Origin of the sequence: Caloranaerobacter longqiensis (assembly GCF_050286925.1) — a bacterium.
GTDB lineage: Bacteria > Bacillota > Clostridia > Tissierellales > Thermohalobacteraceae > Caloranaerobacter.
The window spans coordinates 68,175-79,034 of sequence record NZ_JBFWFX010000012.1 but is presented as its reverse complement, the minus strand read 5'-3'; the positions used below and the strand labels follow the sequence as shown (position 1 = coordinate 79,034).

The window sequence follows — 10,860 nt, the reverse complement described above, 5'->3', positions numbered from 1 at the left end:
GAAAATTCCCCCACCTCAAGGAAAAGTGTTATTATTTTAATTCCAGTAGAATTTACATGGAGAAGCAGGTATGGTAGCCTATTGAAGTTGGCTAAGCCTTTTGTTTACTAGTTTGCCGGCAAGGCATATATACCATACCTGTAGAAACTCCATGTTAATTTACTGATAATAGGCTCTATATTTGTTATTTACTTGATTAAAATTTCCAACTGTAAAGCACAACAAGTTTCTACTTGCTTTCCATTCTCCTAATATAAACAAATTATACTATGCATTTTTAATATCTTCTAACAATTCCTTTTCTGAATCAAAATTAAATATACAGATCTTCTGTTCCCCTAAATATTTAATAAAATCTGTCTCATTCATTTCTGCTAATTTCGCACATTGACCTAATGATAATTTTTTATTTTTATAACATTCTACTGCTAATGCTTTCTTTATTTCATATGTTGTTTTATCTTTTTTACCAGCCGATCGTTCCCATTGTTTAAATAAATTTACCAAAGTTTCAAATTCTTTATTCCCTTTTTTATATTTTTCAATTTCTTTAGATAATTCTTGTATAAAGTCTGGTACAGCAGTAACTCTTTCAGAGTTTTGTTTCATTTCAATCATCCTTGTCCTCTTATATACTTTCTTCTTATATTCATATTCCTATTATAAATATCTCAAGACATGTATCTCTCATTCTTATTATGATATACAATTATCTCTTCATTAATATCAACAATTTAATATTCTTTTACTTTAAACTACTCATATATCTCCAATTTCGACTCTTTGTCCCTTTGTTTTGATGAATAAATTCCTTTTTAAAATTAAATTTTATATCCAATACTGTGTACCCAATAACAATTTTATTAGTTTTAACTGCTCATAAACAATTTCTTTTGAAAAAGAATCATCTTTTTCACTTTTAAAATCTAAAGCCCAAAGTTCCCAAGAAAATGCACTTAAACGAGGATACTTATCCTTATTTTATTTATCTCATAAACTAAGTTATTCACTTCTTTATATAAAGCATCTTCTTCTTTTAGTTTTTGTATTTTTCTACATCTGCTAAAATTAATAAAGGCCTTGTAATTCTTAATCTAAATTCATTGAAATTTCCTGCTTTATTTATCTTTAAATAATTTTTTTAAGTTTTGACAATACAATCTATACATGTATAAACATCTCCCTACTTTTTTTAAGTTCCTCTCGAATGTTATTTTTTTCTTTATTACTCAAAAAACATTATTTTAGTACAAATAAAATATTACTAATTTTTATATTTAAAATGAATTTATTTCAAAAATCGTTTTTATTGTAAGCATTTTGCTATACCAAACAAATTTAAATTATATTATCTTATTTTAATTTTATTTCGACTATTCCCTTTGATTTGCTCTAATGCATTGAATTTTTCAAATTTATTCTGCAAATCATCTGTAAACATATTAACATACTCTTTCACAATATCTAATGACTTATGATTAAGGATTTTCTGTAGTCTAAATATATCTCCTCCTGCTAATATCCATTTTTTCGCAAAAGTATACCTAAACAAATGTATAGATGTTTTCATAACACCTCTTTTTTGATTATATTTTCTTATTGCTGTTGAAAGTGCATTAGTAGTTAATTTTTGTCCATAAATATTACAAAATAAATAATCATCTGGTTCTCCTCTTCTAATTTGAATATATTCTAATAGAATTCTTTCTAAAGTCTTTGAAAGAGGAATAACTTGTTGCCTTCTATTTTTACTTTTTTCAATTTTTATTAATCCATTTTCAAAATCTATATCTTTAATTTTTAAGTTTACTACTGTTGACAGTCTATTCCCAGTACCTAATAAATAATTTATAACAACCCAATTTCTATACTCTGCAAAACTACAATTATTCATATTTGGCTTTTTTAACAAGAATTCCAATTCTTTATCAGAATATGTTTCTTTAATCTTTTTTTCGGATCTAATTAATTTAATCTTAAATTCATCTAAATAACCTAATTTCATAAAATAATATAAAATTACTCGTAGGCCTCGTAAACGAGTATTTATTGATATCGAATTACAGTTTGTCTGATTCTGTAGATATATTATATATAATCATATATTACTTCTTGTGAAATAGCTTCAATTCTATTATCACTAGGAAAAAATTCAGTAAACACTCTATAACTCTCTTCGTAGTAATCTAGTGTTGCTTCTGACAAATTTTCAACTCTGCAATATTTATAAAATTCTCTAAATCCCTCTTCCAAAGTCTTTTTTCTGCTTTCTTCATTTTTGGACATTTTTATTCTCACTACTACCCCCCTTTCTGCAATCTTTCTATTTAAAAATCAAAAAAAATCAGTCCATCTGATTAGTAATTTTACCTTAAAAATCAGATGGACTGATTTAAATATTAAAATCAAAAGAAACCTGATTTTATCAGGTTTCTACCACTTCTGGTGCGCCCTGAGGGACTCGAACCCCCAACCAACTGATTCGAAGTCAGCGACTCTATCCAATTGAGCTAAGGGCGCAAGAAGACAGTTTTAAATTTTAAATGTTAAATGCTAAATATTAAATTATTATTAACAAATAATATTTTACAAAAAATTAGGTAACATTACAATAATATATTAACCACATTTTTGCAATATATTATAAAAGTTTACCTTATGCTAAGAATAAAATCTTCGATTTAAATAAATTGAAGTTTCAATAAAATCAACATTAAATCTTTTTTCTACTCAAAAAATGAAAAAAGTTGGCTTTTTAGCCAACTTTCGTCATGGAGCGGAAGACGGGACTCGAACCCGCGACCCTCGCCTTGGCAAGGCGATGCTCTACCACTGAGCCACTTCCGCATGGTGCGGGTGGAGGGACTCGAACCCCCACGCCGAAGGCACTAGATCCTAAGTCTAGCGCGTCTGCCAATTCCGCCACACCCGCAAGATGGTGACCCATCCGCGACTCGAACGCGGGACACCCTGATTAAAAGTCAGGTGCTCTACCGACTGAGCTAATGGGTCGAGATGATGGGGTGGATAATGGGATTCGAACCCATGGCCTCCAGAGCCACAATCTGGCGCTCTAACCAACTGAGCTATACCCACCATAAATTTTTGGTGCACCTGGGAGGATTCGAACCCCCGACACGCGGATTAGAAGTCCGCTGCTCTATCCTACTGAGCTACAGGTGCATGTCTTTCTGGAGCGGGTGAAGGGAATCGAACCCTCGCGACTGGCTTGGAAGGCCAGGGCTCTACCACTGAGCTACACCCGCATTTCATCGGCTGACAATATAGAATTATACTACTGCCTTAACTGTTTGTCAATAGATTTTAAAAAAATTTTTTATGAAATTTTATAAATTAAACTTACATAATATTGGTTTAACTTCATCATCTATATCTAAAATCCCATAACTTCTTTTGCTACCACCTCTGGGTTGTGTTGGACTACCTGGATTAAAGAACAAAACTCCATCATGTTTAAGTAACACTGGGACATGACTATGACCAAATAAAGCTATATCTACCCCTAGTTCTTTACTTCTATAATATAGATTATTAATACCAAATTTAACATTATATCTATGCCCGTGAGTTAGCAATATTTTCTTTCCTTTAACTTGTATTATTTCCTCCTCTTTCGTATTGTAATCATAAAAGTCACAATTACCTCTTACATTTATTATATCTACTTTTAGCATTTCTCTCAGTTTATCTACGTCTTTAGAGTAATCACCTAAATGTATTAGTAAATCTATATTTTCTATTTTATTTATTTCTCTTAGTATAGAATTTATATTACCATGAGTATCACTTAATACAATTAGTTTCATTTCAATCATCCCTTTAGTATATTCTCTAATTCTACACGTAATTTTTTTAATGCATTAGCCCTATGACTTATTTTATTTTTTATATCTTCACCTAATTCAGCAAATGTCTTATCATAACCATCTACTATAAATAGCGGATCATAACCAAATCCCTCATTACCTCTAGGAGCTAAAGCTATTTTCCCTAAGCATTCTCCTTCCACAGTTTTATAGCTCTTATCTTCCATTACAATAGCTATAACTGTTTTGAATTTAGCAGTTCTATCTTCAAGTTTTACTCCCTCTAACTCTTTTAACAGTTTTCTGTTATTATCCTCATAAGTAGCATTTTCTCCAGCATATCTTGAAGAATATATACCTGGTCTACCATCGAGCTTATCAACAAATAGCCCTGTATCATCTGCAATAACAATTCCATCAACTCTTTCTGATACTTCCATTGCTTTTTTTATAGCGTTCTCTTCTAAAGTCTTTCCATCTTCTATAACATCTAGCTCTTTTAATCCAACTTCATCTTTTGATAATATTTCTAAAGGTAATCCCTTTAGTATTTTTTTTATTTCATCTATCTTATGCACATTACCACTAGCTACTATTAATCTAGTTTTGTTCATCTTTAACTTCCCCTTCTTGTTTTTCTTTTCCCACTAACTCCGCTATTTCACCAAGAACTTCTTTCTGAATATTTATTAGTTCTCTATTACCCTTCTCTGCTAATCTAAATAATTCATTTAAATCTTCTCTACTAAATGGTGATTCTTCACCGGTTCCTTGAATTTCTACAAATTCACCTTTATCTGTCATTACAATATTCATATCAACTTTAGCATTAGAATCCTCTACATAGCATAAATCTAAAAGTCTATTTCCTTCAACTATACCTACGCTTACTGCTGAAAGAAAATATTTAACTGGTAAATAGCTAATCTCCCCACTCTTATATAATTTATATAACGCATCAACTAATGCTACAAAAGCTCCAGTTATAGATGCCGTTCTTGTACCACCGTCAGCTTGTATAACATCGCAGTCTATCCAAACAGTTCTCTCCCCTAAATCTTCTAATTTCACAACTGACCTTAATACCCTTCCAATAAGTCTTTGGATTTCTTGAGACCTTCCTTCTAGCTTACCTTTAACTGATTCTCTAACCTTTCTTGTCTCTGTAGAACCAGGTAACATTGAATATTCTGCTGTAACCCAACCTGTCCCTGTTCCTTTTAAAAATGGTGGTACTCTATCGTCTATCATAGCAGTACATATAACTTTAGTATCCCCCATTTCTATCAAAACTGACCCTTGAGGATGCTTTAAGAAATTCCTAGTAATCTTAACTTTTCTTAACTCATCTCTCTTTCTGCCATCTACTCTCACCATCTCTATCTCTCCTATCTATTTTTTTCCATAATCATATTGTTTCCATATATAACTTTATAATAACAAAATCTTTAATTTAAATAAACTATACTACAAGGTAGATTTTGCCCATTCCATAAACGGAAATTATATTGTTAATTATTTACTATCGTTTAATATAGTATATAATTTCCTATAGATTATAACAAATCTTATCAATTTTTGCCATACAATTTAATATGTTTGTCTATTAGTCAGCAAAAAAATAACTACCAGAGAACTGGTAGTTTAATACTCATTAGCAAATACAGGTAAAGTTTCTGGCTGCTCTACTTTAATTCCTGCTTCTTCTAAAGTTTTGCCATCAAATAAAATTTCTACACCAATTATATCTTCAAATTCACCTAAAGTTAATCCAATATTCTTAGCCATCTTCTCAAATGCTGCTTGGTCTTTCAATTCTGCATCATTTTCATCATATATATCTACATAAGCTATACCTTCTTTTATTTCTACACCTTGAAGCTTAACTCCTTCAGGTATATCACTATATAAAGCAGTATCTACAGGAGGGCCGTCAAAAAGCTTTTGAAGTGCTGTTAAAATATTAGCTTGTGGTACAGAAATAGGTACTGTTACAGGCACATAATATTCATACTCACCATTAGCAGTATTCTTAAAATAAACTACTACTTTTGACTTACCTTTAGATGCTGTATCAATAAGATTAATATCTTTTCTTACTAAAGGCTTTCCTATTTTAGTTCCAAATTTTAAACTGTCTATTATTTTACCTTCAATCATAAATTGTACTTTATTTATAGTAGGAAATTCAGTTAATGTATATACAATACCTCTCACAAGATTTCGTTCTTCAGTTTTAGAATTGTAATTCATTATTTCTTTAGAAAAATCTACTTTACATAAACCAGTTTCTTTGTCTATTGACATACCTCTAATTTGAGTGCCTGTTGGAATAATTGGCTCTAAACCAATTGCCCCTATATCTTCTCTTAAAGCTACACTGTCTATCATATTTCTCAATGCTGCTTTAGCAATCCCTTCTTCCCAAGGTATTTGTCTCTTTATTGGAACCAAGTATCCACTTTGATCTTGAAAATATAGAACAGTATCTCTTAATTCTGCTTCACTTGATACTTCTAAGTTATCTTCATCACTTCTAACTATATCAACATCTGTTTCTTCTTCATCAGTAAACAAGTTTTTCATAACATCAATTGCTTTACATCCATAAATACTTACACTTAAAGCTAAAATTAAAATTATTACTACGACTTTTTTCATAGACATAAATAACTCCCCCTTTGCCATTCTTATTAATATATATTACTGACAAAGAGGGAGTATGATTATTTCGTTTCAAAATATCTGATAATTCCATTAACTATACCCTGAATAGCTTTATTCTTATATTCCTCTGTAATTATTTTTTTCTCCTCATTAGGATTAGTTACAAATCCTAACTCTAATAATGCTGCTACCATCTTTGTTTCTCTTACAACTACAAGTTTAGGTCTTCTCTTGATTCCTCTATCTACTGCACCAGTAGCCTTTAACACTTCTTCATGTATCGTTTCTGCAAAAGGGTAATTATCTTCGTTTTTTACATCACTTAAATATGCAGGACAGTACAAAGTTTGTATACCAGATATATCTTTATCATCATGTGCATTAAAGTGTATACTTATAAATGCATCCCCATTACTTTGGTTAGCTTTTTCTGCTCTATCATACAAATCGATATATTCGTCTTTATCTCTTATCAGCAAGGTTTTAAAACCCAATTTCTTCAGCTTTTTCTCTAGACTTAAAGCATAATCTAATGCTATATCTTTTTCTTTCATCTTAGTTATAGGACCAATAGTTCCAGGGTCTTTACCTCCATGCCCTGCATCAATCACTATTAATTTATCATTATATCTCTTAATTTTATCATTAAACTTTATCTTAATTTCATCATCTTTAGCTGATGATAATATATCGTAAAGAATATCTTTTTTAAATTTCACAAATACTTTGTTATAGTCACCTATATTTTCAACCTTAATATAGTCTGTCAACTCATCATTAAGCTCAATTATACCGTTTTCTAAATCAGCATACTTTCTGGAAAATTTTATTTCCATCATTCTGCTATCTTCATCATATTTTACATAGTATTTCATCCTTTTGTTAGCTTTGATTTGCAGTAATCTGCTTTCATCATCTAATTTCTCAAAGCTTACATTTTTCAACCCATCATCATCAAGAAACAAAATTATTTTATCATTCTCTACTTCAGTAGTTAAATGGGGCTTTATGTCCTTTTCTTTTAAGTCTAAAACTACTCTAACTATTTTGTCGTGTTCATTATATAGTGAATCAGGTTTGAATTGTGACGTTCTAATACCTTTAATAAATTCAGTTTCTATTTCAAATTTATAATTATTCATTTCTAACAGCGAATCTAAAAGATCTATAACTATTCTATCAGGCTCATAAAGCCTAAGTATATTGTAATCTGGTATACTTGTATTATATATTACAATTCCTTTTCTACTTCCTATTGTTTCTAACTTTATATCATTTACCTTATTTACAAAATCAATTTCAATTTGTTTGTTATCCTTAGACCTGTTAACATTGTAATTAATAAATTTATCCAATTCTATAACTATTCTTGTTATATCAGGATCTATTGAAAATTGAGAAGCTCTAATCTTTTTTATAGGATATTTATTTATATCTATCTCTAAAATTCCTCTTGAGTCAAGCAGTTCTTTATTTTCTATATTTAAAGTACTTCTAGGTATATCAATTACTAATCTATATGGATCTTCTAAAAACATATCTTTATATGAAACTAATCCAGTAGTTTCTATTTTAATCTTAGGCAATCTGCCTTCATTTTCTGTTATACTTATATTTGTTACATCTTGTTTTTTATAATCTATTGTTCCAGTCCAAGTTTCCGGTATCCATCCAACATCAAATCCAAGAGTTTCTGATACAAATCTTAATGGTACCATTGTTCTGTCATTAATAAGTTTTGCTGGTACATTATAAGGAAGTTTTGTAACCTCTCCATTAATAATCACATCCGAACTGTTTATTTTTAATATTATCTCTTTTTCTTGAGTTTTTATAGTAGCTTCATATTTTTCCTGATTCCAACTGATATCGGCATTTAAGTAGTTTGCAACAAATCTGACTGGAACCAAAGTTCTTGAATTATATAAAATAGGCGGGACATCAGATTGGATTGGTTCACCATTAATAAGGATATTTATCTTTTTCACTTTAATAACCTTTCCGTCAACTGTTACGTCTACTAACTCCGGTCCTTGCTTAGCATAGGATGCTGGAATTAACAGAAAAAACATGAGCATAATAAGTATTGCTGTAATTAGCCTATTCATCATTTGTCCCCCTTGTTCATTAAATACATTCTACAAAAAATTATCCGACAAAATCCGACTTCTTTCTCGTTTAATTTTATTTATACCATTACAAATACCTTATGTCAACAGAACTTGCTATATTGTAATAATATTTTAATATTAAGAAAAATAAGGTATGGTTTGTAAAAATAACCATACCTTAAACTTGTTGACAAAGTCATATTTATCAATGAATTGAAAAATAACGCTCATAGACAAATCTTTAGAGAAAACTAATATTCATAATTTTGAAAAATCCTAACGCACCTAATCAAGACCTCCTGTCTTGTAGGATGCTGGCTTAGCGTCCTGCTAAGCCTACGGATTTTTCTAAAATTATTCATCAAGTTTTCTTTGCTAAAGCTTTGCAATTATTCGCTTTTATTTTTCAATCATTATATTTCTATTTTGTCCACAGTCTGAAGATATAGTTTATAACCATACCTTATCTATACAACTTTATATAACTCATCACTTCCAGGTGGAAGTATTTCTTTAACGCTGCCTTCATCTTCTATTAATATACCCTTTTCTATAATTTCTCCAATTAAACTTACATTAATGTTGTTATTGGTAAGCTCTGACATTATTGCATCTGTCTTTTCTTTAGGTGATATTATAAGCATACTCCCGCTAGATATAAGCTTAAGTGGGTCAATGTTAAGTAACTTACATATAGACTTAGTTTCATTAGTCAAAGGTATCTTTTCCTTAAACACTTTTACTCCTTTTGATATCGCATTTGCCATTTCCCATATCGCTCCAAGCACACCACCTTCAGTTACATCATGCATATATAAAGCTCCTTTTTTACTTGCCAGAAGCCCTTCCTTTACAACACTTATCATTTCCATATATTCTTTAGCTTTTTCTATCATTTCATGGCTTAACTTATCTTTTAATTTATTCTCTAATTCATATGCTATTATTGCCGTACCTTCTAATCCTGCATACTTTGTTAATAAAATCTTATCACCTATTTTGATAGAATCTTTACTTACAAAACACTCTCTAGCTTGTCTACCTATTACTGTTGTAGATACAACTATTTTATTTACTGCACTCGAAATCTCTGTATGCCCACCAATTATTTCTACATTTAATTTTTCTGCAACTGAACCCGCTTCTCTCATAATTAATTCTATATCCTCTTTTTCTGTACCTTCAGGAGCTAATATAGTCATTAGTAAACCTACTGGCTCTGCTCCATTTGATGCTACATCATTACATGAAATATGTACTGCTAACTTACCCAGATTTTTGCTCGCTCCTGTTATTGGATCTGTTGATACTACACATAAATCATCTCCTAAATTAAGTACTGCACAATCTTCCCCAATACCTGCCCTTGTAACAACCTCATCTCTTTTATATTTTATATTTGAAAACACAATACTCTTTAATAAATCATTAGGTAACTTTCCAATTTCCATCACTTTGTCCGCTCCTTTTAAAATATTCATTCCATTCTTCTACACTCATAATCTTATGGTCTGATATAATAGAAATAATTTCTATATCCTCAGGCTCAATATTATGAAATATCAATACCTCGGCATCATAGCCAGTAGTCTTATCTTTTCTCATTTTCAGATTTTCTACAAAACTTAAAGATGTGTCCCAATAATCTTTTATTAACTTTTTACCTCTATTTTCTAAAAATAGTTTTGCATAATGGAAATCTGGAACATCTTTGAGTATAAAAGACTCATATACAGAGTTAGCTAAGTTTTCATTTGCTATCCAACATCTATCCTGATTTATTTTTATTCCCAATAGAGCTGTATGAGAATGCCAGCAATGATTTTCATCAAAATTCAAGCTTGCAAAAATAGCTTTTTGTCTCTCTACCCATTGTGGTAGTCTATCTGGTTTAAGTTCGTCCATAAACTTATGAAATTCTAAATATTTAGTTATATAAGTTGTCTTATCATCATATTTAATCCCTTTACTAAGTATTCTTTTTAAATCTGTAATAGGTACTACATGATAGACTAATTCTGTATCTGTATAGTCCGGAAATAACATTTATCTATCTCCTTTTTTATACTATTATCTATACATTTGCACAATAAAATTCATAAAATTTAATGGAAATATTCATAGTTCATTATTCAATATTTGCTTTTCCAAAAACCAAATAATTATTGCACTTGCAAATACTAATATAACATATAATAAAAATAATTTAAATAAGCATGAAAATTAAGGGGAAAACTATATTAAGATTAAAAATA

10 protein-coding genes and 7 tRNA genes are annotated in these 10,860 nt (G+C 30.0%); all 17 read right to left on the bottom strand.

The window, feature by feature from the left end; translation table 11 throughout:
* Positions 1–267: 267 nt before the first annotated feature.
* The 17 genes from AB4Y15_RS10335 to AB4Y15_RS10255 all read right to left on the bottom strand — a co-directional run bounded on the left by AB4Y15_RS10335 (position 268) and on the right by AB4Y15_RS10255 (position 10,651).
* Positions 268–618: a UPF0175 family protein gene (locus tag AB4Y15_RS10335; RefSeq protein WP_427340273.1), complete on the bottom strand. Its 351-nt coding sequence runs from the start codon at positions 616–618 to the stop codon at positions 268–270.
* A gap of 730 nt (positions 619–1,348) precedes the next feature.
* The gene (locus AB4Y15_RS10330) at positions 1,349–2,005 is read right to left on the bottom strand and encodes a tyrosine-type recombinase/integrase (protein WP_427340272.1); all 657 of its coding nucleotides are present in this window, start codon (positions 2,003–2,005) and stop codon (positions 1,349–1,351) included.
* 83 nt (positions 2,006–2,088) lie between these two features.
* Positions 2,089–2,298, bottom strand: a complete 210-nt coding sequence (locus AB4Y15_RS10325) for a hypothetical protein (RefSeq protein ID WP_427340271.1) — start codon at positions 2,296–2,298, stop codon at positions 2,089–2,091.
* 145 nt (positions 2,299–2,443) lie between these two features.
* A tRNA-Arg gene (locus AB4Y15_RS10320) sits at positions 2,444–2,520 on the bottom strand.
* Positions 2,521–2,772: 252 nt separating this feature from the next.
* A tRNA-Gly gene (locus tag AB4Y15_RS10315) sits at positions 2,773–2,847 on the bottom strand.
* Position 2,848: 1 nt separating this feature from the next.
* Positions 2,849–2,932: transfer RNA gene (locus AB4Y15_RS10310), tRNA-Leu, on the bottom strand.
* A 4-nt stretch (positions 2,933–2,936) separates the two neighbouring features.
* Positions 2,937–3,012, bottom strand: a tRNA-Lys gene (locus AB4Y15_RS10305).
* A gap of 7 nt (positions 3,013–3,019) precedes the next feature.
* Positions 3,020–3,096 (bottom strand) — tRNA-His (locus tag AB4Y15_RS10300).
* 10 nt (positions 3,097–3,106) lie between these two features.
* A tRNA-Arg gene (locus AB4Y15_RS10295) sits at positions 3,107–3,183 on the bottom strand.
* Between the two features lie 9 nt (positions 3,184–3,192).
* Positions 3,193–3,266, bottom strand: a tRNA-Gly gene (locus AB4Y15_RS10290).
* A gap of 81 nt (positions 3,267–3,347) precedes the next feature.
* The gene (locus tag AB4Y15_RS10285) at positions 3,348–3,827 is read right to left on the bottom strand and encodes a metallophosphoesterase (protein ID WP_427340270.1); all 480 of its coding nucleotides are present in this window, start codon (positions 3,825–3,827) and stop codon (positions 3,348–3,350) included.
* Between the two features lie 5 nt (positions 3,828–3,832).
* Positions 3,833–4,441, bottom strand: a complete 609-nt coding sequence (locus AB4Y15_RS10280) for an XTP/dITP diphosphatase (RefSeq protein WP_427340269.1) — start codon at positions 4,439–4,441, stop codon at positions 3,833–3,835.
* The gene (rph, locus tag AB4Y15_RS10275; protein WP_427340268.1) at positions 4,428–5,204 is read right to left on the bottom strand and encodes a ribonuclease PH; all 777 of its coding nucleotides are present in this window, start codon (positions 5,202–5,204) and stop codon (positions 4,428–4,430) included. The genes AB4Y15_RS10280 and rph overlap by 14 nt, the downstream gene beginning before the upstream one ends.
* A 267-nt stretch (positions 5,205–5,471) precedes the next feature.
* Positions 5,472–6,494: a GerMN domain-containing protein gene (locus AB4Y15_RS10270; protein ID WP_427340267.1), complete on the bottom strand. Its 1,023-nt coding sequence runs from the start codon at positions 6,492–6,494 to the stop codon at positions 5,472–5,474.
* A gap of 59 nt (positions 6,495–6,553) precedes the next feature.
* Positions 6,554–8,602: an N-acetylmuramoyl-L-alanine amidase family protein gene (locus AB4Y15_RS10265; RefSeq protein ID WP_427340266.1), complete on the bottom strand. Its 2,049-nt coding sequence runs from the start codon at positions 8,600–8,602 to the stop codon at positions 6,554–6,556.
* Between the two features lie 470 nt (positions 8,603–9,072).
* Entirely contained in the window at positions 9,073–10,056 is a 984-nt protein-coding gene (locus AB4Y15_RS10260; RefSeq protein WP_427340276.1) for an AIR synthase family protein, read from the bottom strand.
* A complete protein-coding gene (locus AB4Y15_RS10255; protein ID WP_427340265.1) occupies positions 10,034–10,651 on the bottom strand; it encodes a hypothetical protein in 618 nt (205 codons plus the stop codon). The genes AB4Y15_RS10260 and AB4Y15_RS10255 overlap by 23 nt, the downstream gene beginning before the upstream one ends.
* Positions 10,652–10,860 lie beyond the last annotated feature (209 nt).